The organism is Actinokineospora globicatena (assembly GCF_024171945.1).
Lineage (GTDB): Bacteria > Actinomycetota > Actinomycetes > Mycobacteriales > Pseudonocardiaceae > Actinokineospora > Actinokineospora globicatena.
In genome coordinates this window covers 729,601-754,566 of sequence record NZ_JAMTCR010000002.1, presented here as the reverse complement: position 1 = coordinate 754,566, position 24,966 = coordinate 729,601, and the positions used below count along the sequence as shown (strand labels likewise).

The 24,966-nt window shown below is 70.1% G+C and carries 27 protein-coding genes and 1 tRNA gene; 15 read left to right on the top strand and 13 right to left on the bottom strand.

The features are described 5' to 3' along the window. The first annotated feature begins 166 nt into the window (after positions 1 to 166). From LV79_RS03520 to LV79_RS03510, 3 genes are all read left to right on the top strand, one after another. Positions 167 to 1,432, top strand: a complete 1,266-nt coding sequence (locus LV79_RS03520) for an aspartate kinase (RefSeq protein ID WP_253831953.1) — start codon at positions 167 to 169, stop codon at positions 1,430 to 1,432. Continuing rightward, positions 1,432 to 2,496 carry an aspartate-semialdehyde dehydrogenase gene (locus LV79_RS03515; RefSeq protein WP_253831950.1) on the top strand — a complete coding sequence of 355 codons (1,065 nt, stop codon included), beginning with the start codon at positions 1,432 to 1,434 and terminating at the stop codon, positions 2,494 to 2,496. Before LV79_RS03520 ends, LV79_RS03515 begins: the two co-directional genes overlap by 1 nt. 208 nt (positions 2,497 to 2,704) lie before the next feature. Further along, the gene (locus LV79_RS03510) at positions 2,705 to 2,878 is read left to right on the top strand and encodes a hypothetical protein (RefSeq protein WP_253831948.1); all 174 of its coding nucleotides are present in this window, start codon (positions 2,705 to 2,707) and stop codon (positions 2,876 to 2,878) included. A 23-nt stretch (positions 2,879 to 2,901) separates the two neighbouring features. Here LV79_RS03510 and LV79_RS03505 read toward each other — a convergent pair whose 3' ends face one another. Continuing rightward, the gene (locus LV79_RS03505) at positions 2,902 to 4,086 is read right to left on the bottom strand and encodes an MFS transporter (protein WP_253831946.1); all 1,185 of its coding nucleotides are present in this window, start codon (positions 4,084 to 4,086) and stop codon (positions 2,902 to 2,904) included. Positions 4,087 to 4,447: 361 nt separating this feature from the next. Here LV79_RS03505 and LV79_RS03500 point away from each other — a divergent pair, with 361 nt between their 5' ends. Continuing rightward, positions 4,448 to 5,113 carry a hypothetical protein gene (locus LV79_RS03500; RefSeq protein ID WP_253831944.1) on the top strand — a complete coding sequence of 222 codons (666 nt, stop codon included), beginning with the start codon at positions 4,448 to 4,450 and terminating at the stop codon, positions 5,111 to 5,113. A gap of 220 nt (positions 5,114 to 5,333) precedes the next feature. Here LV79_RS03500 and LV79_RS03495 read toward each other — a convergent pair whose 3' ends face one another. The 3 genes from LV79_RS03495 to LV79_RS03485 all read right to left on the bottom strand — a co-directional run bounded on the left by LV79_RS03495 (position 5,334) and on the right by LV79_RS03485 (position 7,018). Then, positions 5,334 to 5,990 (bottom strand): hypothetical protein, encoded by a 657-nt coding sequence (locus LV79_RS03495; RefSeq protein ID WP_253831942.1) that lies wholly within the window; start codon positions 5,988 to 5,990, stop codon positions 5,334 to 5,336. Positions 5,991 to 6,092: 102 nt separating this feature from the next. Continuing rightward, complete coding sequence (locus LV79_RS03490; RefSeq protein ID WP_253831940.1) at positions 6,093 to 6,308, bottom strand: hypervirulence associated TUDOR domain-containing protein; 216 nt, start codon at positions 6,306 to 6,308, stop codon at positions 6,093 to 6,095. A gap of 35 nt (positions 6,309 to 6,343) precedes the next feature. Then, positions 6,344 to 7,018 carry a hypothetical protein gene (locus tag LV79_RS03485; RefSeq protein WP_253831939.1) on the bottom strand — a complete coding sequence of 225 codons (675 nt, stop codon included), beginning with the start codon at positions 7,016 to 7,018 and terminating at the stop codon, positions 6,344 to 6,346. A gap of 82 nt (positions 7,019 to 7,100) precedes the next feature. On the opposite strand from LV79_RS03485, the gene LV79_RS03480 reads away from it, so the two are divergent. Next, a complete protein-coding gene (locus LV79_RS03480; protein WP_253831937.1) occupies positions 7,101 to 8,942 on the top strand; it encodes a S9 family peptidase in 1,842 nt (613 codons plus the stop codon). Between the two features lie 42 nt (positions 8,943 to 8,984). Here the strand turns inward: LV79_RS03480 and LV79_RS03475 are convergent, their stop codons facing one another. Beyond that, positions 8,985 to 9,542, bottom strand: a complete 558-nt coding sequence (locus LV79_RS03475) for an NADPH-dependent FMN reductase (RefSeq protein ID WP_253831935.1) — start codon at positions 9,540 to 9,542, stop codon at positions 8,985 to 8,987. Between the two features lie 59 nt (positions 9,543 to 9,601). On the opposite strand from LV79_RS03475, the gene LV79_RS03470 reads away from it, so the two are divergent. Further along, the gene (locus LV79_RS03470) at positions 9,602 to 10,714 is read left to right on the top strand and encodes an alpha/beta hydrolase (protein ID WP_253831933.1); all 1,113 of its coding nucleotides are present in this window, start codon (positions 9,602 to 9,604) and stop codon (positions 10,712 to 10,714) included. A 321-nt stretch (positions 10,715 to 11,035) separates the two neighbouring features. Here LV79_RS03470 and LV79_RS03465 read toward each other — a convergent pair whose 3' ends face one another. Further along, positions 11,036 to 11,506, bottom strand: coding sequence for a GatB/YqeY domain-containing protein (locus tag LV79_RS03465; protein ID WP_253831931.1), 471 nt, complete (start codon positions 11,504 to 11,506; stop codon positions 11,036 to 11,038). Positions 11,507 to 11,575: 69 nt separating this feature from the next. Here LV79_RS03465 and LV79_RS03460 point away from each other — a divergent pair, with 69 nt between their 5' ends. Both LV79_RS03460 and LV79_RS03455 read left to right on the top strand, forming a co-directional pair. Next, positions 11,576 to 12,529, top strand: a complete 954-nt coding sequence (locus tag LV79_RS03460) for a metallophosphoesterase (RefSeq protein ID WP_253835751.1) — start codon at positions 11,576 to 11,578, stop codon at positions 12,527 to 12,529. A gap of 20 nt (positions 12,530 to 12,549) precedes the next feature. Beyond that, positions 12,550 to 12,623, top strand: a tRNA-Pro gene (locus LV79_RS03455). A gap of 327 nt (positions 12,624 to 12,950) precedes the next feature. Here the strand turns inward: LV79_RS03455 and LV79_RS03450 are convergent. Continuing rightward, on the bottom strand, positions 12,951 to 13,490 hold the full coding sequence (locus LV79_RS03450) for a hypothetical protein (protein WP_253831929.1): 540 nt from the start codon (positions 13,488 to 13,490) through the stop codon (positions 12,951 to 12,953). A gap of 873 nt (positions 13,491 to 14,363) precedes the next feature. Here LV79_RS03450 and LV79_RS33685 point away from each other — a divergent pair. Beyond that, a complete protein-coding gene (locus LV79_RS33685; protein ID WP_285605684.1) occupies positions 14,364 to 14,498 on the top strand; it encodes a hypothetical protein in 135 nt (44 codons plus the stop codon). Positions 14,499 to 14,510: 12 nt separating this feature from the next. After that, positions 14,511 to 15,071, top strand: a complete 561-nt coding sequence (locus LV79_RS03445; protein ID WP_253831927.1) for an HD domain-containing protein — start codon at positions 14,511 to 14,513, stop codon at positions 15,069 to 15,071. Between the two features lie 54 nt (positions 15,072 to 15,125). Here LV79_RS03445 and LV79_RS03440 read toward each other — a convergent pair whose 3' ends face one another. Genes LV79_RS03440 through sp36 form a run of 4 tightly spaced genes read right to left on the bottom strand, consistent with a single transcriptional unit; the run spans position 15,126 to position 17,258 of the window. Next, a complete protein-coding gene (locus tag LV79_RS03440; protein WP_253831925.1) occupies positions 15,126 to 16,034 on the bottom strand; it encodes a hypothetical protein in 909 nt (302 codons plus the stop codon). Positions 16,035 to 16,057: 23 nt separating this feature from the next. Beyond that, positions 16,058 to 16,648 carry a hypothetical protein gene (locus tag LV79_RS03435; protein ID WP_253831923.1) on the bottom strand — a complete coding sequence of 197 codons (591 nt, stop codon included), beginning with the start codon at positions 16,646 to 16,648 and terminating at the stop codon, positions 16,058 to 16,060. Beyond that, the gene (locus tag LV79_RS03430; protein WP_253831921.1) at positions 16,645 to 17,100 is read right to left on the bottom strand and encodes a RidA family protein; all 456 of its coding nucleotides are present in this window, start codon (positions 17,098 to 17,100) and stop codon (positions 16,645 to 16,647) included. Before LV79_RS03430 ends, LV79_RS03435 begins: the two co-directional genes overlap by 4 nt. Continuing rightward, positions 17,100 to 17,258, bottom strand: a complete 159-nt coding sequence (gene sp36, locus LV79_RS03425; protein ID WP_211346500.1) for a Sp36 family protein — start codon at positions 17,256 to 17,258, stop codon at positions 17,100 to 17,102. The genes LV79_RS03430 and sp36 overlap by 1 nt, the downstream gene beginning before the upstream one ends. A gap of 139 nt (positions 17,259 to 17,397) precedes the next feature. Between sp36 and LV79_RS03420 the strand changes: the two genes are divergently transcribed. The 3 genes from LV79_RS03420 (at position 17,398) to bagB (ending at position 19,833) form a co-directional block, all read left to right on the top strand. Further along, entirely contained in the window at positions 17,398 to 17,646 is a 249-nt protein-coding gene (locus LV79_RS03420) for a hypothetical protein (RefSeq protein ID WP_253831919.1), read from the top strand. A gap of 64 nt (positions 17,647 to 17,710) precedes the next feature. After that, the gene (gene bagA / locus LV79_RS03415) at positions 17,711 to 18,715 is read left to right on the top strand and encodes an ATPase BagA (RefSeq protein WP_253831917.1); all 1,005 of its coding nucleotides are present in this window, start codon (positions 17,711 to 17,713) and stop codon (positions 18,713 to 18,715) included. Continuing rightward, the gene (bagB, locus tag LV79_RS03410) at positions 18,712 to 19,833 is read left to right on the top strand and encodes an ATPase BagB (RefSeq protein WP_253831915.1); all 1,122 of its coding nucleotides are present in this window, start codon (positions 18,712 to 18,714) and stop codon (positions 19,831 to 19,833) included. Before bagA ends, bagB begins: the two co-directional genes overlap by 4 nt. A gap of 239 nt (positions 19,834 to 20,072) precedes the next feature. On the opposite strand, the gene LV79_RS03405 is transcribed toward bagB, so the two are convergent. After that, complete coding sequence (locus tag LV79_RS03405; RefSeq protein WP_253831913.1) at positions 20,073 to 20,387, bottom strand: WhiB family transcriptional regulator; 315 nt, start codon at positions 20,385 to 20,387, stop codon at positions 20,073 to 20,075. 253 nt (positions 20,388 to 20,640) lie between these two features. On the opposite strand from LV79_RS03405, the gene LV79_RS03400 reads away from it, so the two are divergent. Continuing rightward, a complete protein-coding gene (locus LV79_RS03400) occupies positions 20,641 to 23,136 on the top strand; it encodes a penicillin-binding protein (RefSeq protein ID WP_253831911.1) in 2,496 nt (831 codons plus the stop codon). 57 nt (positions 23,137 to 23,193) lie between these two features. Here the strand turns inward: LV79_RS03400 and LV79_RS03395 are convergent, their stop codons facing one another. Then, a complete protein-coding gene (locus LV79_RS03395) occupies positions 23,194 to 23,985 on the bottom strand; it encodes an MBL fold metallo-hydrolase (RefSeq protein ID WP_253831908.1) in 792 nt (263 codons plus the stop codon). A 62-nt stretch (positions 23,986 to 24,047) separates the two neighbouring features. Between LV79_RS03395 and LV79_RS03390 the strand changes: the two genes are divergently transcribed. Beyond that, complete coding sequence (locus LV79_RS03390; protein ID WP_253835749.1) at positions 24,048 to 24,845, top strand: NUDIX hydrolase; 798 nt, start codon at positions 24,048 to 24,050, stop codon at positions 24,843 to 24,845. Positions 24,846 to 24,966: the final 121 nt, after the last annotated feature.

Genomic DNA, 24,966 nt, shown 5'->3' with positions numbered 1-24,966 from the left:
ACTGGCTCGGCGTGCCAACCCTAGCCGCACCGCCCGCGCAGTGGCGGGGGCCACATGAGCGCCGAAAACCGCGAGATGGCGCAGGTACGCTCTCGCGACAGACGCAGTGCGCCGCGCGCGGGGGCACCCCTGGGCGCGCGCACCGGCATGAGGAGGTTGCACGCAAGTGGCGCTCGTCGTCCAGAAGTACGGCGGATCCTCGCTCGAATCCGCCGACCGGATCAAACGCGTGGCCGAGCGGATCGTCGCCACCCGCAAGGCGGGCAACGACGTCGTGGTGGTCTGCTCCGCCATGGGGGACACGACTGACGAGCTGCTCGACCTCGCCAAACAGGTCAACCCGGTGCCACCGGGGCGCGAGATGGACATGCTGCTCACCGCCGGTGAGCGCATCTCCAACTCCCTGGTGGCGATGGCCATCAGCGCCCTCGGCGCCGAGGCGCGCTCCTTCTCCGGCTCGCAGGCGGGCGTCATCACCACCTCGACGCACGGCAAGGCCCGGATCATCGACGTCACCCCCAGCCGGGTGCGCGAGGCGCTCGACCAGGGCCACATCGTGCTGGTCGCGGGTTTCCAGGGCGTCAGCCAGGACACCAAGGACGTGACCACGCTGGGCAGGGGCGGCTCGGACACCACCGCCGTCGCGCTCGCCGCCGCGCTCAACGCCGACGTCTGCGAGATCTACACCGACGTGGACGGTGTCTACTCCGCCGACCCGAGGATCGTCCCGGACGCCAAGAAGCTCGACCGGGTGACCTACGAGGAGATGCTGGAGATGGCCGCCAGCGGGGCCAAGGTGCTCATGCTGCGCTGCGTCGAGTACGCCCGCCGCTACGGCGTGCCCATCCATGTCCGTTCGTCGTACAGCACCAAGCCGGGGACGATCGTCTCCGGGTCAATGGAGGACTTGACCGTGGAACAGGCGATGATCACCGGCGTCGCGCACGACCGGTCCGAGGCCAAGGTGACCGTGGTCGGCGTGCCCGACACCGCAGGGGTGGCGGCGCGGATCTTCCGCACGGTGGCCGACACCGAGATCGACATCGACATGGTCCTGCAGAACGTGTCCAGCACCGTGTCCGGCAAGACCGACATCACCTTCACCCTGTCCAAGAGCAACGGCCCGACCGCGGTCGCCGCGCTGGAGAAGATCCGCGAGGAGCTCGGCTTCACCCAGGTGCTCTACGACGACCACGTGGGCAAGGTGTCGCTGGTCGGCGCGGGCATGCGCTCGCACCCCGGGGTGACGGCGACTTTCTGTGAGGCCCTTGCCAGGGCGGGGGTCAACATCGAGATCATCAACACCTCGGAGATCCGCATCTCCGTGCTGATCCGCGACACCCAGCTCGACGAAGCGGTGCGCGCGATCCACGAGGCTTTCGAACTCGGCGGCGAAGAGGCCGCCGTCGTCTACGCGGGGAGTGGTCGTTGATGGCCGGACCTGTTCTCGCCCTCGTCGGTGCCACCGGCGCCGTGGGCACCGTCATGGTCGACATCCTGAACGGCAGGAAGAGCTGGCCGTGGGGCGAGGTGCGGCTGATCGCCTCACCCCGCTCGGCGGGCAAGAAGATCACCGTGCGCGGCGAGGAGCTCACCGTGCTCGCGCTGGCGCCCGAGGTGTTCGACGGCGTCGACGTCGCGATGTTCGACGTGCCGGACGAGGTCTCGGCGCACTGGGCACCCATCGCCGCCGAGCGCGGCGCGGTGGCCGTCGACAACTCCGGCGCGTTCCGGATGGACGACGACGTGCCGCTGGTGGTGCCGGAGGTCAACAACGACAAGGTCGGCGCGCGGCCGCGGGGGATCATCTCCAACCCCAACTGCACGACCCTGTCGATGATGGCCTCGCTCGGCGCCCTGCACCGCGAGTTCGAGCTCAAGGAACTCGTCGTCGCCTCCTACCAGGCGGCGTCCGGCGCGGGCCAGGACGGCATCGACCGGCTCTACGCCGAGTACGCCGCCGTCGCGGGCAAGGAGGTCGGCAACCGCGCGGGCGACGTCCGCGAGGCGCTGGCCGCCGCCGGTCTGTCCCAGGAGGACTCGCCGTTCCCGGCTCCGCTGGCGCTCAACGTGGTGCCGTGGGCCGGTTCGCTCAAGGCCGACGGCTGGGCGAGCGAGGAGCTCAAGGTCCGCAACGAGGCCCGCAAGATCCTCGGCATCCCGGACCTGAAGGTCTCCGCGACCTGCGTGCGGGTCCCGGTCGTGACGACCCACTCGCTGGCCGTGCACGCGACCTTCGCCCGCGAGGTGACCGTCGAGCAGGCGCACGCGATCTTCGCCGCGCAGCCGTCCATCGTGCTGGTCGACGACCCGGCCAACGGCCAGTTCCCGACCCCGGCGGACGTCGTCGGCGGCGACCCGACCTACGTCGGCCGGGTCCGCCAGGCGCTGGACTTCCCGAACACGCTGGACTTCTTCGTGTGCGGCGACAACCTGCGCAAGGGCGCGGCCCTCAACACCTACGAGATCGCCGAGACCATCGCGGCGGCCCTGTAGCAGCCCTTCAGGCTGACGGCCGGTGCCGTGCGGGGGACACCCCGCTCGGCACCGGCCGTCGTCATGTCGGCTGATCTTCGCGTCGCCAAGCGGCAGCTCCGCGGCGCGGCCTCCTGGCTGGTCTTCCTGCTGACCCGGCTCGGCGTGGCGCTCGACCGGCGCCCCGGAGAACCTGCTGGCACGGGTCGTCGACCTGTTGGCCGACCTGATGCCCATAACCGCGGTGATGGGCGTCGGGCTCATCGTGCTCGCCCACCGCACCGCGACCGGGCGGCTCGCCACCACCCGGCCCGATCCGGATCGACGCCGTCCGTGGCTGGTCGCGGGTGCCGTCGCGGTGACCGTGGTCGCGATGGGGTTCGTCGCTTTCGGCAACGTCTGACTGCTGCTGTCCGTCCGCTGCCGCTAGCCGACGGGGACGACCTGCTCGGCCTTCTTGGTCCGGCCCGCGCCGAGGCCCCAGGCGGCCCCCGCGACCAGCACCCCGCCCAGGCCCGCCGCGGCGAACCCCCAGGCGGGGGAGCTGTGGTCGACGACGAAGCCGATGGCCGGGGCGCCCAGTGACGCGCCGAGGGTCAGCGCGGAGCTCTGCAAGCCGGTCGCCGCGCCGCGCATGGACACCGGGGCCAGCCTGGCGACCTCCTCACCCGTGGTGGCCATCGTCGGGGCGCACAGGAAGCTGCTGGGCACCAGCGCGAGCGCGAGCAGCCACCACTCGCCGATGAACAGCGCCGCCGGGATGGTCAGCAGCCCCATCAGGCCCATCAGCACGACCTGGGGCAGCGACCGCCGCACCGCGCCGTGCACCAGCCCGCCCGCCGCCGACGAGGTGCAGATGATCACGACGAGCAGCCCGGTCCAGTCCAGCTCCCCGTTCGCCCGCAGCGCCGCGATCATGGTCACGTCCGTGCCCGCCAGCACGAACACCGCGCCGCCGCCGACCGCGAGCACGCCGATGAACTTGGGCGTCAGCCACTCCCGGCGCGGCACCCGCTCGGTGTCGCCGCGCTCGTGGTCGGCGCGCACCCTCGGGTTGAACGCGACGATGAGCAGGCCGACCACCAGCACCGCGCAGCCGAGGCCGGTGGTGGCCGCCTGCGGGGACAGCTGGGTGGCCAGCAGCACCGCGAGCGCCGGGCCGACCATGTAGCTCAGCTCGATGGAGATCGAGTCGAGCGAGAACGCCGTGCGCCGCAGGTCCTCGGGCACCATCGCGGCGATGGCCTGCCTGGCGATCGACATCGACGGCAGCGCCAGCAGCCCGCCGAAGAACGCCGAGCCGAGCAGCACCGGGTACGGCATGAACCGGGCGGTGAGCCAGAACGCCGCCTCGCACAGGGTGGCCAGCAGCACCATCGGCCGCAGGCCGTAGCGGTCGACGACGTGGCCCATCAGCGGCGCGCCGACGGCGACCCCGATCGTGCCCGCCGCGCCGACCAGGCCCGCGGCGCCGTAGCTGCCGCCGAGGCCGACCGCGACCAGCAGGGTGAGCACCATCGCGGTGGCGGCGAGCGGGATCCGGGCGAAGAACATCAAGATCATCAGCGCGCGAACGCCGGGGAGGCCGAGCATCCGGCGGTACTGCTGCATGCCCCGATGGCACCCGAGTCCGACCGCCCGGTCAACCGATTAACCGGGGCGGCCGCCGTCAGGCCCTCCGGGCACCCTGGTGCCCGGTTCTGTCACCCGACCGTCGAGTTCGGCGCCAATCGGCCCCGATCGAGCGACGTCCGCCCAGCGGTCGGGGTATGCGGGCGTAAACCTCTCGGCGTTGGCGACCCTGGGTCACCTCGACGGCACCCTCCGTCACCCAGACGCCCAGAACATGAATGCGGCTCTCCTCACGCTCTGATTGATCCGCCGCGCATTTCCCGAATCAGCGATGGTTTTCCCCGGATATCCCCGGTACTGAGTTGATTGTCCACATGGACAACCGACAAGGAGAATCTCGATGAACAAGATCGCTCGCTTCGTCGCCGCGGCAGTCTCGGGTTCTGTTCTCGCCCTCGGTAGTGCCGGATTGGCACAGGCTGAAACAGCCACGATCTCCTCGGCTTCCGTCGAGCGCATCGCGACGGCCGACAGCGCACTGGCCACGGCCGTCGCCAACGAAGACCTCGCTGGCGTCCAGGTAGCCTTCGCCGACCTCCGCTCGTCCCTGGTCCAGTCCGGGGACGCGACAGCACTCAAGCTCGACGCCGCGCTCGGTGAGCTGGAGCGCATCATCCCGGGCCTGCCCATTCCCGACCTCGGTGGCCTGCTCGGCGGCGCGACCGGTGGCCTCCCCGGCGGGTTGCCGGGTGGCCTCCCCGGCCTCAGCGGCTTGCAGGGCCTGATCAACACCGTGACCAACCTGCTGACCTCGCTGCTCGGCGGGCTCCCGCTGGTCGGTGGCGTGACCGGTGGCATCACTGGCGGTGGCCTGCCGGGTCTTGGCGCGCTGACCGGCCTGCTCGGCAACCTGCCGCTGGTGGGTGGCCTGACCGGTGGTCTGACCGGTGGTGCCGGTGGCGTGACCGGTGGCCTCGGTGGCCTGGTCGGCGGCCTGCCGGGTGGCAGCCTGCTCTCCGGGCTGCTCGGTGGCCTGCCGCTCGTCGGTGGCCTGCTGGGTCACTGATCCACCGAACTGCTGATCTACTGATCTACTGAGTTCCTGATCTACTGACGCACTGAGTTGTGGATCTACTGACGCTAGGACTCCCGTGTGCCGATTGTGGCACCTCGGGCCGGTAATCCGATCCACCGCGGATCGGGTTACCGGCCCTTTATTTCATGACCAGGTGGAAATACCTCGCGGTCGATGTTTCGCCGGGTGAATTTCTGCTACTACAGCTGCATCACGGCGCAGTGGAATGCCAGTGCGACGCGTACGCCGCGGCCTCCGCCGTCAGCCAGGCGTCCAGGTTGTCGATGTTGGTGTTGCGCGCCAGCCGGTACTCCCGGGCTCGGCGCAGGTCCACCACCAGCGGCTCCGCCCCGGGCAGCAGGTCGGCCGCGCACACCGCGAGCACCCGCAGCGCCGCGTTCGCCCCGTCCCTGGTCAGCGGCGTTTCCTTCAGGTGGAACAGCACGACCTGCAGCGCACCGGAGCGACCGCGCACGGCCAGGTGCGGCGCCACCGTCAACTCCACCCCGCCGACCCGCAGCACCGTCGCGCCGCAGTCCACCGCCGTGAGCCTGGCCTTGTGCCACCAGGTCAGGAAGCCCTCGGCGACCTCCCCGTAGGCGCGCGGCTGCCCGGTCAACTCCGCCGCCGCGACCGCCGCCGCCAACACCGCGGCCGGGTCGTCCGCCCGCGCCGCCTGCTCGACCGCGGCGAGGATCGGCTGGTAGAACACCCGGCCGTAGTGGTCGGGGACGCCCTCCCGCTCGTGCGCCGACACCACGATCTCGGTGCGCCTGGCCCGCCCGCCCGCCGCGTACTCGGCGAACGCGGTCGCGCTCGTCACCACCGCGCCCGCCTGCCCGTCCACCTGCTGTGCCGTCGTACCCATGCGGCTCTCCCTCGGTCGGTGTCGATCTCCATTCTACCGCCGAGGTATGACACAAGTGTTCGAATCGTGCCCTCTGACCTGCGCGGACTTCGGTCGAACTGGCTACTCGCGGGACAGTTCGCTGTGCAGCTTGAGCACCCGCGCGCCGTCGTCCTGCTCGAGCACGTACGCGGGGTTGTCCTCGGTGCCGTGGCGGGTGATCTCCTCGCCCTTGAGGGTGCGCGTGGTGGTCTCCCGGTGCGCGGAGACGACCTTCGCCTCGGCCCAGCCGGTGCCCCACTTCCACTTCACCCTCGTGCCCGCGCGGTAGGTCGCCATGCGGCCCGGGTACCCGCGGCGGGCCGGGGTGACGCCTACTCCTCGAAGGTGGCCACGACCTCGGCCAACGCGGGCTCCGCCGAGTCCCGGCGCGACGCCAGCGTCCAGGTCATGACCTGGTAGTACCGGCGCTGGCCCTCGATGACGGTGAACCAGAAGACGCAGGGCTCGCCGTCGAACACCCCGGTGACCTCGTAGCGCGCCCCGGACAGCTTGCCGATCCGGACGGGTTCCCGGTCGCCGACCCTGGTCGACTCGGACGGGAGGTTCGCCATGAGCATGATGGCGCTCTCCTCGTAGTCCGCGAAGTCGTCGAACTCCGACTTCTCCTCGGCGAACAGCATGAGGTAGCGCTCTTGGTAGATCTGCCCGTAGGTCATCGAGGCGCCCTCGGCCTGGTACTCGCCGGGCATCTCGGTCCAGTCGACGGGCGTGGTGAACCGGCCGCTGCCGTCAGGCGCGGAGATGACCTTGGTCCGCACCTCCTCGCCGCGCTTGCTGGGCGCGGCACCCGGCGCGGTGTCGATCGCCAGCCAGGTGAACGCCCCGGCCAGGACCACCAGCACCACCCCGAGGACGACCCAGATCCACGGCTTGCGCCGCCGCGGCGGGATGTGCAGCACGTACCCGCCCACCGGCGCCTGGCCCACGGCGTGCTGCTGCTGGTCGGGTCGAACCGGGTGGTTCTCCGCCCAGGGTTGTTCGGACATCGCGACACCGCCCCCAGGTCACGTGCGTTTCCCGCTCGATCAGCGGGCGACGCCAGTCTACCGGCCTGGCAGGATCGGACGGGTGAGCACTCATCCAGTCGCCGAGGTACCGGACCACCTGTTCCCCGACGAGCAGACCGAGGCCCGCTGGCGGGCGCGCTTCCACGCCGCCCGGGTCAGCCTGCCCGACTGGGCGCTGGAGGCGCCGGACCGGACCGTGTACATCTCCAACGCCAGCGGCGTGTGGGAGGTCTACGCGTGGGACCGCGCAACGGACACCCACCGCCAGGTCACCGACCGCCCCAACGGCACCCTGCACGCCACCGTCTCCCCGGACGGCGAGCGGATCTGGTGGTTCGCCGACACCGACGGCGACGAGTTCGGCACCTGGGTCGCCGAGCCGTTCGCGGGCCGCCCGGCAGGCACTGAGGCCGCGCCCGCCGTCGTCGGCGCGAAGGCCGGCTACCCGGCAGGCCTCGAGATCGGCGACGCGGTGCAGGTGGTCGGGGTCGCCGACGACGACGGCACCACGATCTACCTGTCCCGCGATGGCGCCGACGCCGAGGTGATCTACCAGGACGAGCACGACGGTGGCGTTGCCGCGCTCTCTTACGACGAGCGGCTGCTGGCCATCGCGCACTCCGAGCACGGCGACAACCGCCACCCGGCGCTGCGGGTCCTGTCCGTCGCAGATGGATCTACCGTCACCGAGAAGTGGGACGGCAAGGGCAAGGGTCTTAGCGGCATCGCGTTCAGTCCCGTGGTCGGTGACAGCAGGCTCTTGGTGCTGCACGAGCGTCGTGGCCGCGAGGAACTCCTGATCTGGGACGTCGAGGCCGATACCGAGCAAGAGATCGCGCTAGACCTACCTGGCGAAGTTGAGGCTGACTGGTACACCGACGGCACTGCGCTGCTCGTCGCACACACCCACCAAGCCCGTAACACCCTGCACCGGTACGACATCGCTACCGGCACGCTGACTACTTTGGACACTCCGCCCGGGACGATCGGATCGGCGCACACCCGGCCCGATGGCACCGTCGAGTACTCCTGGTCTAACGCCGCCGAGCCGTCCGCAGTCCGGGCACTGTTCAGCGACGGCACTGACCGCGTGCTTCTTACGCCGCCCGGAGATGTTGCCCCCGGCAGCGCTCCACTGACTGACGCGTTCGTCGAGACCGAGAACGGCACGGTCCACGCGCTCGTCGCCCGTCCCGCGGACGCGCCGGAGGGTGCGCTGCCGACGGTGTTCACGCTGCACGGTGGTCCGCACGCCGCCGACGAAGACCGGTTCTCGGCCTACCGCGCGATGTGGGTCGACGCCGGGTTCGCTGTCGTGCACGTCAACTACCGCGGGTCTACCGGCTACGGCTCCGCGTGGCGCGACGCGATCGAGGGCCGGCCAGGTCTAACCGAGCTCGCTGACGTTGCCGCCGTGCACGAGTGGGCAGTGTCAACGGGCCTCGCTGACCCTGCCCGCTGCGTGGTCAACGGCGCGTCCTGGGGCGGCTACCTGGCACTGTTGGCGCTAGGCACGCAGCCCGAGCTGTGGGCCGCAGGTGTCGCGGGAGTCCCGGTCGCGGACTACCTGGCGGCGTACGAGGACGAGATGGAGCCTCTGCGCGCGTTCGACCGAGCCCTGTTTGGCGGGTCCCCGGCCGAGGTGGGGGCGGTCTACGAGGAGTGCTCGCCGATCACCTACGTCGACCAGGTGCGCGTCCCGGTGCTGGTGCTCGCGGGGGAGAACGACCCGCGCTGCCCCATCCGCCAGATCGACAACTACCTGGCCCGCCTCGCCGACCGCGACCACCCGTACGAGGTCTACCGCTACGACGCGGGCCACGGCTCGCTGGTGGTCGCCGAGACGATCAAGCAGTCGCTGATCGAGGTCCACTTCGCGCTGCGGGCGCTCAAGCTGCGCTGACCGGGTCCGGCCGACCTCCAGCGCGGGGGTCGGCCGGGCTCGCTAGGCGCGGGCCAGGGCGAACTCGGCGACCTGCAGGCCGATGGTGCGCAGCGTCGTCGGCACGTTCGGGTCGGTGCAGCCGCCGGTCTCGTCGAACTTGGTGCCGATGGTGTTGATCGCGGCGCCGAGCGGGGTCGGCCAACCGCGCAGCGCGTGCGTGACCGAGCGCAGCGCGGTGAGCGTGTTCACCGCCGCCTGCCAGCCCGCCGCCGTCGCCACGCAGCCGACCGCGCGGCCGTCGAGGTACACGCGCTCGTCCTCGCGGAGGTCCTCGACGTAGTCCAGGGCGTTCTTGACCAGGCCGGACACCGTGCCGTGGTAGCCGGGGGAGACCAGGATGACGCCGTCGGCCTCGCGCAGCTCGTCGACCAGCCTGCGCGCGGCGTCGGTGCGGTCGGGCACGGCGGGGTCGTAGAACGGGAGCACCAGGTCGGTGCCCGAGAGCGCGGTCGTCTTCGCCCCCGCCTCGGCGGCACCCGCGAGCGCGATGCGCAGCGACCGCTCGGACTGCGAGTCCGCGCGCAGCGACCCGCCGATACCCACCACAGAGACCGTCACGTGACCATCCTTCCACCGGTGGGGGTGACCGTACGACCTCCATCGCGGTGGAGGTCCACATGGCGTTGCCCACGTCACTACTGGCAAGTAACGTGGCGCCGGTGCTGCTCGACGTGATTCCGCCCCGGATCCAGACCGCTGCGGTACGGGCCCTGTTCGCCCTACCTCGCCCGGTCCGCCGCCTCATCGCAGGCAGGCCTATCCGGGTCGACGGCCAGGAGTTGGAGCTCGACGCCCAACTCCTGCTCACCCTCAACCGCCTGGCCAACGGCGACGGTCTCGCTCACCGCGACCCCGACCGCTCCCGCGTCGAGATGCGCCGGTCCAGCCGTCTTATCGCGGGGGAGACCATTGAGCCGGTAGCTGTAAGAACCCTTGACCTGGACGGAATCCCGGCGCGCCTCTACACCCCAGAGGGCGTCGGCGAACGCGCCCCACTCCTCGTCTTCTACCACGGCGGCGGCTGGGTCCTCGGCGATCTAGACACCCACGACAACCCCTGCCGCTTCATAGCCCGCGGCGCGGCAGTCAAGGTCCTCTCCGTCGACTACCGCCTAGCCCCAGAACACCCATTCCCCGCCGCAGTCGACGACGCCCTAAGCGCCTACCTCTGGGCCTCTAAGAACGCCGACTCCCTAGGCGTAGACCCAACCCGCATCGCAGTCGGCGGTGACTCAGCCGGGGGCAACCTAGCCGCCGTCACAGCCCACCAAGCCGTCCGCACCGGCGCCCCCACACCCGCGTTCCAACTCTTGTTCTACCCAGGAACCGACGCCACAGTCCGCCGCCGCTCCCGCGACCTCTTCGCCACCGACTACTTCCTAACCGACCACGACATCGACTGGTTCCTCAACCACTACGCGTCCAAACGAGAACACCGAGCCGACCCCCGCTTCTCCATCCTCCGCGCCCAAGACCTCACCAACCTCCCACCTACCTACATAGCCACCGCAGGCTTCGACCCCCTCCGCGACGAAGGCGAGGCCTACGCCACCGCCCTACGCGCAGCCAACGTCCCCACAATCCACACCCGCCACCCCAACCTCATCCACGGCTACATCAACTTCCTCACCGCCCTCACCTTCCGCGCGGCCCTCCAGGAAGCCGTAACCACCCTAAAAACCGCCCTAGCCCTAACCCCCACCCAACACCCATCAAGCCCCCACCCCTAGGGCATTCGAAACAGCCAAAAACCAAGCAATCCCTAGAGTTTCACCCGCCAGTCCACGCCCCGCCAAGCGCTCACCCCTAGCAATACGTCTCCACTCGCATCGCGGGAGCCGGGGGCCTCGCAACGAAAATGGCCGACCCGTTCGCGTTCTCCGCGAACATGGGTCGGCCGTCGGGGTGAAAGGATTCGAACCTGCGAAACCTTCGTCCCGAGCGAAGTGGCGCTCTTGTTGATCGTGCGGTGGCACAGGGCCCTGTCTAAGGCACCCGGACGGTTCGAGTGGTGATCGAGGTCGGCGTCGACTCCGGCGCAGGTCGTTCGGTCAGCCCGCGAGGCGGGACTTGACGGCCGCCGCTACTCGGCCGCCGTCGGCGCGGCCTGCGACCTTGGCGTTGGTGGCCTTCATGACCTGGCCCATCTGTCGCTGGCCGGGAGCTTCACCCAGTTGGGTGGTGACCTCGGCGATGGCCTCGTCGACGTAGGCGGCGATCTCGGTGTCGTCGAGTTGCTTGGGCAGGTACGCGTTCAGGACCTCGGCCTCGTCCAGTTCGAGCTGCGCCTGCTCGGCCCGACCGGCACCGGCGAAGGCCTCCGAGGCCTCCTTGCGCTTGCGGACCTCGCGGGCCAGCACCTTGAGCACCTCGTCGTCGGTCAACTGGCGGGCCTCCTTGCCCGCGACCTCCTCGTTGGTGACCGCCGACAGCGCCATGCGCAGGGTCGCGAGCCGGGTCTTCTCCCGGTTCTTGAGCGCGGTCGTGAGGTCTGCCTGGAGTCGGTTCTTCAGCTCGGCCATGAGGGGAACAGTACTGATCGTGCGGTGCGGTCGCGCTGAACCCGTACGCTCGTGGGTGTGAGTGACGCAGTGAGGACCCTCGGTCGCATCGCCATCGGGACGACCGCGCTCGGCGCGGCGACCATCGCCTACGCGGCCGGTTATGAACGGACCCGGTGGACCCTGCGCCAGGCGACGCTGCCGGTGCTCGCCGAGGGGGCCCGTCCGCTGCGCATCCTGCACATCTCCGACCTGCACATGCTGCCCGGCCAGAAGTCGAAGCAGCGCTGGGTCGCCGCGCTCGACGAGCTCAACCCCGACCTGGTCGTCAACACCGGCGACAACCTCGCGCACAAGCAGGCCGTCCCCGCCGTCGTCCGCGCGCTCGGGCCCCTGCTCAACCGGCCAGGCGTGTTCGTCTTCGGCAGCAACGACTACTACGCGCCCAAGCCGAAGAACCCGGCGCGGTACCTGTTCCCGTCGAACAAGCGCATCCACGGCATCCCGCTGCCCTGGAAGGACCTGCGCGCCGCCATGCTCGAGCGCGGCTGGATCGACCTCACGCACAACCGCACCCTGTTCACCGTCGACGGCCGCACCATCGCCGCCGCCGGTGTCGACGACCCGCACCTGCGCCGCGACCGCTACGACGAGATCGCGGGCAAGCCCGACCGCCAGGCGACCCTGCGCCTCGGCGTCACCCACTCCCCGGAACCGCGCGTCCTGGACCGCTTCGCCGAGGACGGCTACGACCTGGTCCTGGCGGGCCACACCCACGGCGGCCAACTCCGCATCCCCGGCTACGGCGCCATCGTCACCAACTGCGAACTCGACCGCGGCCGCGCCCGGGGCAGCTCCCGCTGGGGCGCCCACACGTGGCTGCACGTCTCAGCGGGCCTGGGAACCTCCCCCTACGCCCCCGTCCGCTTCGCCTGCCCGCCCGAGGCCAGCCTGCTGACCCTCGTACCCCGCCTGACCAGCACAGACCCGCTCCTGGAAGGCACAAGGGGAGCCCGGTTCGGAGCCAGCGCCCGCGTCCGTTAGACTTCTCCTCGTTCCACTATCGGGGTGTGGCGCAGCTTGGTAGCGCGCTTCGTTCGGGACGAAGAGGTCGCAGGTTCAAATCCTGTCACCCCGACGCAGGTCAGGGGCCACCGAAGCTTTCGGTGGCCCCTGATTTCGTTCGCGTGCTTGTCTAACTGCTTGACTACGGGCCCCTGTTTGTCAGCGAGGCCTACTGCGTCCACAGTCCGCTGGGCGGATGCACCGGCACGAGCGCTGCGCTGGCTGGTGCAGCATCGGATGGCTCGTGGCGGCTGTCAGTCTTGCGGTGCTGGTAGACGCTTGGACTCAGTTGGATCTCCAGCAGGTCGCGGGTGCTGCCATCGACACCCGTCGATCCTGGCCGCGACGTGCAGAAGCAGTCCGATGGCGACTTCGATTCGCTGCGCTAGGCTCTCGTATTTTACAGATTGGTCGTCGCTAGGTAATGGCATTCCACCGCAAAGGATGTTGTAAAGGTGCTCGGAGTGGAATCCGAGCGCGATGGACAGTATTTCAAGTGTCGGCAAGTTGAGTATGGCCAGCACCGCTTGAAAGGTCCCAGATCTAGGCTCACGCAAGTGCCTACTGTACGCGGTCTATTCCGGGAGGAAACCCAGAGTTCGGGGCCGCGCGCTTTGACCAGCGATGGGGCACCAGGTGCGCCGGGGGCGGGCAGATCGAGAAGGAAATCGATCACTTCGACCATCCCGCCGGAGTGTTCGGCGACAATGCCGCCGTCTGGGTCCAGACGCAGGCCGCCGGCGTCATCGTGGTTGTGAATGAGGATCGCGTCGGTCCAGCGGTCCGGCCACACGAGGACAGCTTTGATCTGGACCACACTGCCCTCAGATCGAAGGGCGACGAAGTGCCAGCCAGCACCTTCCATATCGAACAGGCGCTGCAGTTCCGGATGGGCGGTCAGCGCGGCGGCAGCAGCGTTGGCACTGCCCTGTCCGGTCATCTGTCGCTACCAGGGTGGGTTTCCGGCCAGAGGATGGGATGCAGGTCTGGTGGCAAGAGATCGCCTAGATGCAGGCCACGGTCATAGATGTGCTGTGCGGCACCCTGAAAGCGACTGCACGGCCACGCCTGCCCCCGGCACAGTGGGCATGTCCGCGGCGACGGTGCGGCGGGTAGATGTGCACTCAGGTCGTCGACAGCTCGCGCGACCGACCCGAGCGGGCTGTCGACCGCGACGATGGTGGCCAGGCTTTCCCGTGTCCCGGTCGTCATTGGTCCGCTTTCCTTTCGGTTCCGCCTGCACAGAAGAGGTCTCACCACTTCGGAGTGCAACGCTACGATCGGTGAGGAGCAGGGAGAACGGACCGTGAGTGCGGGTGCGGTTCGACCAGAATCAGGCAGACCTGGGAGCGCCCGTGGGCGGAAGATCGGCGACGCTGACCGGGAGTCAGGGTTCCCGGTCTACGGGCATTGTGTCCGGTTACGTTCTCAAGCTCGCGCGCCAAGCGGCGGGGTTGACGCAGGAGCGATTCGCCGACCTTCTTGCGGTGGATGTGAGCACCGAACTGCTTGAAGCCCGCTCCGCACCGGTCGCACTCGCTTCAACCGGCGACGGCGCGCGCACCTACACGACTTCTTTGCCCGCACAAACGACGCCCGCGCGGAGCTGGCGAACCTCAACTACTGGGCACACTGGATCGGCGAACTCGGCGACGACCAGACCGACGACACGTTCATGGCCGCGGACGACACCGGGGCCTGGTCTGGCGTGCGGCTCTTCCAGCACTTGGTCAACCGTCTCGACCCGTCATCACCGCATCTACCGCTGAACCTCCATACTGTCCACTCGCTCGTGGCCAGTCGCCCCACCCTGTTGAGAGAACGATCCGCCAGCCGAGACGCGCTCGCGGGAGCACTCGACATCCTCGCCTCCGGCGACGTGCTGACCGGTGACGGCCGTAACCAGGTCGCCGGACTCCGCTACGCCCTCCGCCTCGCCGCCCGCTAGGGAGAACACCTGATGCCACAAGAGCCCGCCGCACTCGCTGTGTTCGGCTACGAACTCGGGCTGCTCAAACGCATCCGGCGCGCCGGATGGTGGCACGTCGGTGTCCGCGACCCGGAATCCGTGGCCGAACACAGCCTGCGGACCGCGCAGATCGCCGCCTTGCTCGCCGCAGAAGAAGGCGCCTCGCCCGAACGAGCCGCGTTCCTCGCGCTCTGGCACGACACACAGGAAACACGCACCGGGGACATCCCGCACACCGCGACCGAATACCTGAGCAAGCCCGACCCGCGCGAGATCACCGCCGACCAGACCGCCGCCCTCCCCGACGCCTCCCGCGAGCTGGTCCGAGCGGCGGTGGACGAATTCGAAGCCCGGCAGACCCCCGAGGCGTTGTGCGCGAAGGACGCGGACAAGCTCGAAATGCTGCTCCAAGCCGTTGAATACCGCGAAACCGGAGTTCAGCGCGTCGATGGATGGATCGACTCGGCCCGCAAGGGCCTCACCACCGAGACTGCCCGACGCGTAGCCGAAGCCGCAGTGACGCTTTCCCCGCTGACCTGGCGAGACCGCTAGCAGGCAACCGGGGAAAGGCCCGGTGGGGCCTGCGGCACGCAGGCCCCGGGGGCGTTAGGTCCGGTTGTCCGGTGGCTGCAACGGCATGCCGTTGACCATGGTGGAGCTGTTGGCCTCGTGCCAGTCGAAGGACTGGGGGTCGGCGGTGCCTAGTTCGGTTTGCCAGTCGGGTTGGGTGGGGTCGGTGTTTTCGCGGCGGGCGAGTTCTTCTTGGAGTTGGCGCAGGAGGCCTAGTTCTTGGTCGTTGAGGGAGTCGTCGGCCGGTTCTTCGGTGACCCAGGGTTCGGGTTTGGTGACGACTTTGGCGACCACGGCGGGTGGGGTGCGGGGGATCTGGACCTCGGTGGCGTAGCGCATCGCCGTGTGGTGGTAGTCGGTTGGTTCTGTGCCGTCGCGGAGGACTTCTACTGAGGCGGTGAGGCCTGCGCGGCGGAGGGTGTGTTCGACGCGGTAGGCGGTGGCGGCGGCGGAGCCCGTGGGGCCGACGCCGATGAGGACCACCCGGTGCGGGACGGCGCCGGTCGCGGCGCCCGCGGGGGTGAGGCGCCAGACGGCCCACACGGCGCGGATGTCGGGGAGGGCGTCGAGGACGCGGTTGATGGCGTCGGAGACGCCCTGCTCCGCGCCGATCCCGTCGACCTTGCCCGCACCGAAGCGGTGGCGGGTCATCAGCTCGGGTTCGACCAGCCGCAGCCGCTGGACCACGGCCGGGTCGGCGTTGGCGGCGTCGAACAGCGACAGCAGTTCGTCGCGCTCGCCCTTGCTCACCCCCACCGGACCGGCGACCAGGCAGCCCGCGATCAGCTCGAGGGCGCGGTCGACCTCGGCGGAGGCGAGCAGTTCCCTGGCGTCGGCGAGCGCGTCGTCGTCGAGCCTGCCCGCGAAGACCAGCAGGAGGTCGTGCACCCGGACCGGTAGCGCTACCCCCGCCCACGAACCCTTGCCTGGCGAGACCTGCGTCACGTTCTGACCCCTCCCACTCGTGCCTAGCTGGGAACCAGGTGGCCCTCGGCGACCAGCGGTTCCGAGGCCGCTAACGCGGCCCGGTGGTACCTGGGCAGCTCGGTGCCGCTCGGCAGCACCTCGACGGCGGGCTCGTAGGTGCCCAGGGCGCGCAGCACCCGCTGCAGCTCCCCGGTCAGCTTCGGCGCGTCCCCGGTTGTGGTGACCAGCACCACCCGCGACACCGATCCCGCCGCGCGGCCCCGGCGCCAGCTCGACCGCGCCTCGACCACCTCAGGTCGACCACGCAGCATCGCGCTGAGCACCACGGCCACCGAGTCACCCATGCTCACCCATTCGGGCGACTCTGCGGAGAAGGTGTAGTCGAGTTCGGCGATTTCGTCCACCCACGCGAGCGCGTTGAGCTTCTCGGCGTCCGCGCCGTGGCTCATCAGGGCGCCGACGGCGAGCCGGTACTCCTCGGGGGTGATCGCCACCCGCTCCCGCAGCAGGGTCAGCGGCAGCGACCTGGCGACGGCGTCGACCGCGTCGGCGGCCAGCCAGTCGCGGAAGCGCCACAGCTGGCGGTCGCTGAGCCGCCCGGCGAGCCGCAGCAGCAGTTCGTGGGCGCTCACGCGACCTCCACGACCAGCTCGACCTCCACCGGCACGCCGCGCGGCAGCTCGCTCACGCCGACCGCGGACCGCACGTGCTGGCCCGCGTCGCCGAAGACCTCACCGAGGAAGTCGGACGCGCCGTTGAGCACGACCGGCTGACCGGTGAAGCCCTCCGCGGACGCGACGTAGCCGACGACCTTCACCACGCGCACCACGGTGTCCAGCCCGACCAGGTCGTGCACGGCGGCGAGCGCGTTGAGGGCGGCGACCTTGGCCAGGCCCTGCGCCTCCTCGGGGCTCACCTCGGCGCCGACCTTGCCGGTCGCCAGGACCTCACCGTCGACGACCGGCAGTTGCCCGGCCGTGTAGACCAGCGAGCCGGACCGGATGGCGGGCACGTAGGACCCGATCGGGGCGACGACCGGGGGAAGCTCGACGCCGAGTTCGGCGAGGCGCGCGCTCCAGGTCATCAGGCACCCCTCGGGCGCTTGAGGTAGGCCACCAGCTGCTCGCCGGTCGGCCCGGGCAGCACGGAGACCAGCTCCCAGCCGTCCTCGCCCCACTGGTCGAGGATCTGCTTGGTCGCGTGGATCAGCAGCGGCACGGTGGCGTACTCCCACTTGGTCAACTCAGCCAACGCCGGTCCCTCACCTCGTCGCAGGACGATCCGGTCGACCGACCAGATCGCGGCCCACCCTAGTCGTTGCCGCCCCGACCGGAACCCCGCGTCGACCTGTGGATCACCGCCGGTCGGCTACGGTTCGACCATGGAGTCCTGGCGGATCATCGCCACCGCGCTGCTCGGGGGCGGCGGCGTGGTGCTGGTGCTGCTGACGATGGCCAAGGTGCGCGACCGCAGCGGCCGGTCGAGCACGGTCGCCATCTCCGGTGCGATCGCGTTCACGGCCCTGCTGGTGCTGTGTGTGGTGACCATCACCGTCCTGCCCGCTGGGATCGCCTGGGTCGCGGTCGTGGTGGTCGGCGTGGTCGCCTCCGTGCTGCTCCTGGTGGGTTGAAAGCGGCGCTGATCACCCGGTACTCGGGGGGCGCTCGGGGTAACCGGGCATTTACGCTGAATCGGTGACCACCCCCGTCGTCGGCTGGACCGAGCAGATCGCGCGAGCCAGGTTGCACGTGGTGACCGGCAAGGGCGGGACCGGCAAGTCGACCGTCGCTGGCGCGCTCGCGCTGGCGCTGGCCACCGGCGGCAAGCGGGTGCTGCTGGTGGAGGTCGAGGGCAGGCAGGGCATCGCCGCGCTGTTCGACACCCAGCCGCTGCCCTACTCCGAGGAGAAGGTGGCCTCCGCCCCCGGTGGCGGTGAGGTCCGGGCGCTGCACGTGGACGTGGAGGCGGCGCTGCTGGAGTACCTGTCGATGTTCTACAGCCTCGGGTTCGCCGGTCGCACGCTGCGCAAGATGGGCGCGATCGAGTTCGCCACCACGCTGGCGCCGGGCCTGCGGGACGTGCTGCTCACCGGGAAGATCAAGGAGTGCGTGACGCGCACCGACGACAGCGGCAGGCACGTGTACGACGCGGTGGTGGTCGACGCGCCGCCGACCGGTCGGATCGTCAAGTTCCTCGACGTCACCAAGGCGATGGCCGACCTGGCGAAGGTCGGGCCGATCAAGGGCCAGAGCGACGGCGTCGTGCGGCTGCTGCACTCCGGTGACACCGCCGTGCACCTGGTGACCCTCCTGGAGGAGATGCCGGTGCGCGAGACCATCGAGGCCGTCGAGGAACTCGATGGCGCTGACCTGCGTCCGGGCGCGATCCTGCTCAACCGGGTCCGGCCACCCCGCCTGCCCGCCCGCTCCGTTACCGCTGCCGCCGACGGCAGGGTCGACGCGTCGAGAGTCCGCGCGGGACTACAGGCGGCCGGGCTCGCACTGTCCGAGGAGGACTTGGACGGTTTGGTTGAGGAGACCGTGGAGCACGCGATTCGCGTACAGGCCGAGCAGCGCGCACGTGAGCAGTTGGCCGAGATCGACCTGCCAGCGGTAGAGCTACCGGAGCAGGTGGACGGCATCGACGTGGGCACGCTCTATGAGCTGGCCGAGGTCCTAGTGGACCAGGGAGTCCGATGAGCACCCTCGATGTCGACTCCCTCATCGATGACCCCGACACCCGCGTCATCGTCTGCTGCGGCTCCGGCGGCGTCGGTAAGACCACGACAGCGGCGTCCATCGCCGTTAGGGCTGCCGAGCGCGGGCGCGCGACCGTCGTACTCACCATCGACCCGGCCCGCCGCCTCGCGCAGGCTCTAGGGCTGGCCGAGCTGGGCAACGTGCCCAGGGACGTCCACGTCGCGGGCTTCGAGCCCAAGGGTTCCCTCAGCGCGATGATGCTCGACATGCGCCGCACGTTCGACGACATGGTGCTGGCGCACGCGGGGCCGAAGCGGGCCGAGGAGGTGTTGGCCAACCCGTTCTACCGGACCATCTCGTCGTCGTTCTCCGGCACCCAGGAGTACATGGCGATGGAGAAGCTCGGCCAGCTCGCCACCGAGGGCAGCTGGGACCTGATCGTGGTCGACACCCCGCCGTCGCGCTCCGCGCTGGACTTCCTCGACGCCCCGCAGCGGCTGTCCACCGCGCTCGACGGCCGGATGCTCAAGCTGCTGACCGCGCCTGCCCGTGCCAGCGGCTGGGGCATCCGCAAGGTGGTCAGCGCCGGGTTCGGCCTGTTCGCCAAGGCCGTGTCCACCATCGTCGGCGGCCAGATGCTGGCCGACGCGTCGGCGTTCGTGCAGGCCTTCGACGGCATGTTCGGCGGCTTCCGCGAGCGCGCCCGCCGCACCTACGAGCTGCTGCGCTCGAGCGGGACCGCGTTCGTCGTGGTCGCCGCCCCGGAGCCGGACGCGCTGCGCGAGGCCAGCTACTTCGTCGAGCGGCTGGCCGAGGAGGAGATGCCGCTGGCCGGGCTGGTGGTCAACCGCACCCACCCGGTGCTGGCCGCGCTCCCGGCGGCCAAGGCGCTCGGGGCGGCGGAGAACCTGGAGGCGGCCGGCGCCGCGCCGCTGGCCGCCGCCGTGCTGCGCCTGCACGCCGACCGGGTCGCCCTGGCCCAGCGCGAGCGCCGGTTGATCGCCCGATTCACGAAAGCACACCCGGCCGTCGCGATCGCGCACGTACCCGCCTTGGCCGCCGATGTGCACGACCTAGCGGGCCTGCGCGAGATCGGCGCGCAGCTCGCCGGTAACTGATCACCACTGGATCCGAGGGCCATTCACGGAATTCGCCCGGTGTGGCAACAACCCCCCGGCGGTTGCCACACCGGAACTGTCCATGATCTGTCCGGCGAATTCCTCGACGACACCGCACAACGATCGCTTTGGCGAACGCCGACCGGCAAACCGACGGCCCGCGTCAGGTCGGGCCCTCGGCGGGCGAGTCGGCCTACCGCACCTGCCCGTGGCCTGCGCGGTGGTCGGTCAGCGGTCGCTCAGCCGACCGCGGCGTCGACGTCGTCGTAGCTGTGCCTGCGGCGGGCGTCGTCGAGCAGCTCGCGCCACGAGACCACCTCTGGCCTGCGGCGCAGCAGCGCTCGGCGCTCCCGCTCGGTCATACCGCCCCACACGCCGAACTCGATCCGGTTGTCCAGCGCCTCGGAGAGGCACTCGGTGCGGACCGGGCACGCGATGCAGACCATCTTGGCCTTGCGCTGCTCCGCACCCCGGACGAAGAGCCCGTCGGGGTCCTCGTCCCGGCACGTGGCCCGGACACGCCAGTCGGCCTGCGCTTGAGTTTCGAGATGCATATCCCCCACCCCTGTCGTCGTCGCGACCCTGAAACCCGATACCCCCCGGTACCGGTGCCTTCCAGCTCCACCTGCGGGACCTGTTCGGCGCTGTCGTGAGACGTTGACGAACTTTACCGGGTCCCGGTTCCATCGAGTACGGCAATGGCGTCAGGCGTTACAGAAAGTCAATACGCCAGGTGGTGTCGTTCGAGCGGCGCGTGGCGTGACGGTTTGACGGTGGTCCGACCGGGTCACGCGTACGCTGGTCCTCGTGCGTGTGGGAGACAGCCTGTTGAAACTGCTCGGCCTCTGCCTGCTCGCGGGGGTGCTCGTGGCCGGGATGATGTTCCCGATCGTCGGCGCCCTCGGGGTGGCGTCCAACCGGGCGAGTGACACGATCGACAGCGTCTCGGCAGACCTGGTGTCCACGCCGCAGCCGCTGATCACCACGATCACCGACAGCGCGGGCGCCCCGATCGCCTCGCTCTACGACCAGTACCGCATCCCGGTCACCGCGGAGCAGATCTCGCCGACGATGAAGGCGGCGCTGATCTCGGTCGAGGACCGCCGGTTCTACGAGCACCACGGCGTGGACTGGAAGGGCACCATCCGCGCCGCGATCTCCAACCAGACCGGCAGCGACACCCAGGGCGCGTCCACGCTGACCCAGCAGTACGTCAAGAACTACTTGATCAACGTGGTCAACCGGGACAACAAGACCGAGCAGAGCAAGGCCCAGGAGCAGACCATCGCGCGCAAGCTGCGCGAGGCGCGGATCGCCATCCAGCTCGAGCAGAAGATGAGCAAGGAGGAGATCCTCACCGGGTACCTCAACGTGGTCGAGTTCGCCTACGAGGTCTACGGCATCGGCGCCGCGGCCAGCGCGTACTTCGACACCACCCCGGACAAGCTGACCGTCGCCCAGGCGGCGCTGCTCGCGGGCGCGGTGAACAACCCGGTGCTCTACAACCCCTGGCGCAAGCCCGCCGAGACGCTGCAGCGGCGCAACTTCGTGATCGACAAGATGGTCGAGAACCAGAAGTTGTCCCCGGACGCGGCCGAGGCGGCCAAGAAGGAACCGCTTGGCACGCTGCCCTCGCACAAGAAGCCCGCCGCGAACTGCGTCGGCGCGGGCCCGCAGTACGGGTTCTACTGCCAGTACGTGTTCGAGTACCTGGCCAAGCTCGGGTTCACCGAGGACCAGATCAAGACCGGCGGCTACACGATCAAGACCAGCTTCGACGCGCGCGCCACCCAGTTGGCCAAGGAGGCGGTCGAGGGCGAGGTGCCCAAGACGCAGCCGGGCATCGCGAACACCATGGCCGTGATCGCCCCGGGCAAGGAGCGCCACCAGGTGCTCGCCCTGGTCGCCAACCGCGACTACGGCCTCAACGCGGGCGCGGGCCAGACCACCTACGGCCTGCCGAGCCGGATCGCCAACAAGTTCGGCGCGGGCTCCATCTTCAAGATCTTCACCGCCGCGGCCTACCTGGAGAAGGGCGGCGGCATCAACAACATGGTGGACGTGCCCGGCACCTTCACCTCCAACGTCTTCACCGGCGGCGGCAAGACCTGCCCGCGCACCCCGGCGCCCAACGACGGCGACACCAGGCTCTACTGCCTGAAGAACGCGGGCAACTACAGCGACAAGATGCTGCTCACCGACGCGCTGGCGACCTCCCCGAACACGGCGTTCGTCCAGCTCGAGGAGCGCATCGGGATGGCCCCGGTCGTCGACATGGCCAGCAGGCTCGGGCTGCGCGACACGATGGCCTCCAGCATGGGCGGCGTCGACCCGGACCCCAGCCGCACCGAGGCCGAGTACCGGCTCAGCCAGAGCGACTTCTTCAAGCCGAGCGGCAACAGCGCGGGCAAGGCGTCGTTCACCCTCGGGCCCGGCCCGGTGAGCACCCTCGAGCTGGCGAACGTGGCCGCGACCCTGGTCAGCGGCGGGGTCTGGTGCCCGCCGTCGCCGCTGGTCGAGGTGCTCGACCGCAACGGCAAGAAGGTCGACGTCAACGAGCAGCCCTGCGAGCAGGCGGTCGCCGAGCCACTGGCGAACACGCTGGCCACCGGCCTGTCCAAGGACGACACCCTGGCCGGTGGCACCTCGCGCGCCGCCGCCCAGGCGGTCGGCTGGGACCGGCCGATGATGGGCAAGACCGGCACCACCCAGGAGCACAAGTCGGCGGGCTTCGTCGGCGCCACCCCCCAGTACGCGGCGGCGGTGCTGACCTTCAACGACAGCCCCAAGCCGCAGGGCATCTGCGACTACGACCCACCGCGGCTGTGCGGCACCGGCGGCAACATCTACGGCGGCAAGGTGCCCGCGCGCACCTGGTTCGCGATGATGAAGCGCTACATGGAGGGCCTGCCCAGGGCTGATCTGCCCCAGGTCGACCCGCGCTACGTCGACGGCGGCCCGGAGATCAAGGTCCCCGACGTGATCAACCTCAGCCAGGAGGAAGCGACCAGGGTCCTGCAGGAGGCGGGGTACAAGGTCGTCGTCAAGGACCGCAACGACGCCCGCAAGAAGGGCACCGTCGTCGGGCAGTCGCCCCGGGGCGCCGCGCTGGCAGGCGAGACGATCACGCTGCAGGTCAGCACCGGGTACGTGCCGCCGCCGCGCACGACCGACCCGACCATCCCGCCGCCGGGCGGTACGGATCCGACGATCCCCGGTGACAACGGGGGCGGGCAGCCCGGCCGACCAGGACCGGGCAGGCCGGGGGATCCGACTTTCACGATCATCCCGCCGGTGCCCTGATCAGTTCCACGACCGGAGACCGCCGAGGCCGCTGATGGCCCGGCGGTCTCCGCCGTTTCAGGCCTGGTCGCGCAGGTACTCCAACTGCGCCTGCACGGACCACTCCGCCGGTCCCCAGAGCGACTGGTCGACGTCGGCGTAGACGACCTCGACGATCTGGCGCGGGGTCGCCGTTGGGCCTATCTGCGCCAGGGCGGACCGAATCTGGTCTAGGCGCTGTTCGCGGTGGGCTAGGTAGTCCTGAGCGACTGTGGCGAGATCTGGAAGCTCTGGACCGTGGCCAGGCAGCACTGCGGTGCCCGGTTTGCGGTCAGCGAGGCCTCTTAGCGCGTCCAGGTAAGCGCCTAGCTTGCCGTCGGGGGGTGAGATGACGGTCGTGCCGCGGCCCAGGATGGTGTCGCCGGTGAGGACGGCGGAGGTGCCCGCGTGGTCGATCGCGAAGCAGAGCGAGTCCGCGGAGTGGCCGGGGGTGTGCAGGACCTCCAGGTCCAGGCCCGCGAGGTGGAGGACGTCGCCGTCGCGTAGGGGGGCGTCGTCGCGGCACAGGGTGGGGTCGAACGCCCGGATGGGCGCGTTGGCGCGGTCCGCGAGCCAGGTCGCGCCGCCGACGTGGTCGAGGTGGTGGTGGGTGATCAGGATCGCGGCGATCTCCCCGGACTCGGCCAGCACCCGCTCCAGGTGCGCCTCGTCGGCCTCGCCGGGGTCGACCACGACGGTGTGCGTGGAGCCGGGGGCGCGCAGCAGCCACGTGTTCGTGCCGTCCAGCGTCAACGGGCCCGGGTTGTCCTCCAGCAGCACCGTGGCGAACGGCGTCACCTGGCGCGATACACCGTAGGCGGGGTGTGGCATGCGGCGCTCCGTTCCGATCCGGGTCGGGCGAGGTCGCCCGCTAAGGTCAGATCGTGCCCGAGTTGCCCGAGGAACTGGTCCTCCCCGAGGGGTTCGTCCCAGCGGAACTGCCGGATCCGCCCGCCGTCCCCCGTGATGCCGCGACGGTGATGCTGGTCCGCGACGGTGCCCCGGGCCTGGAGGTCTTCCTGCTCCGCCGGGTGCTGGGGATGGCCTTCGCAGGCGGCATGACGGTGTTCCCCGGCGGCGGCGTCGACAAGCGCGACGCCGACACGTCCATCCGCTGGCACGGCGAACCCCCGGCCTGGTGGGCCGACTGGTTCAGCTGCGACGAGGGCCTGGCCAGGGCCCTGGTGTGCGCGGCGGTCCGGGAGACCTTCGAGGAGTCCGGCGTCCTGCTCGCGGGCACCGACGGCACCTCAGTCGTGTCCGACACCCGCCCGTTCCACGCCGCCCGGCAGGACCTGGTCGACCGCGAGTACTCCTTCGCCGAGTTCCTCGCAGAGCACGGCCTGGTCCTGCGCGCCGACCTGCTCCGCCCGTGGGCCAACTGGGTCACCCCCGCCGCCGAGCCGCGCCGCTACGACACCCGCTTCTTCCTCGCCGCCGTCCCCCCGGGCCAAACCCCGGACGGCGCCACCACCGAGGCCGACGAGGCGACCTGGCAAACCCCCGCCTCCGCTCTGGCCGCCTGGAAGTCCGGCGACCGCCTCCTCCTCCCACCCACCTGGGTCACCCTCACCGAACTGGACGAGGCCGCCACCGTCGCCACCGCCATGGCCACCCCCCGCGCCATCGTCAAGATCACCCCCAAACTCGTCCACGACGGCACCCACCACCGCGTAGTCCTCACCGACTAGTTATCCCCAACCCCTCCAACCATCCACACCCCCACCACCAGCCCTACCCTCGCGCCCCCCGCCGCCCTACTTTGGCTCGCAGGGGGTCCTCCGCCAGATGATCTTCGTGACCTGCGGGAAC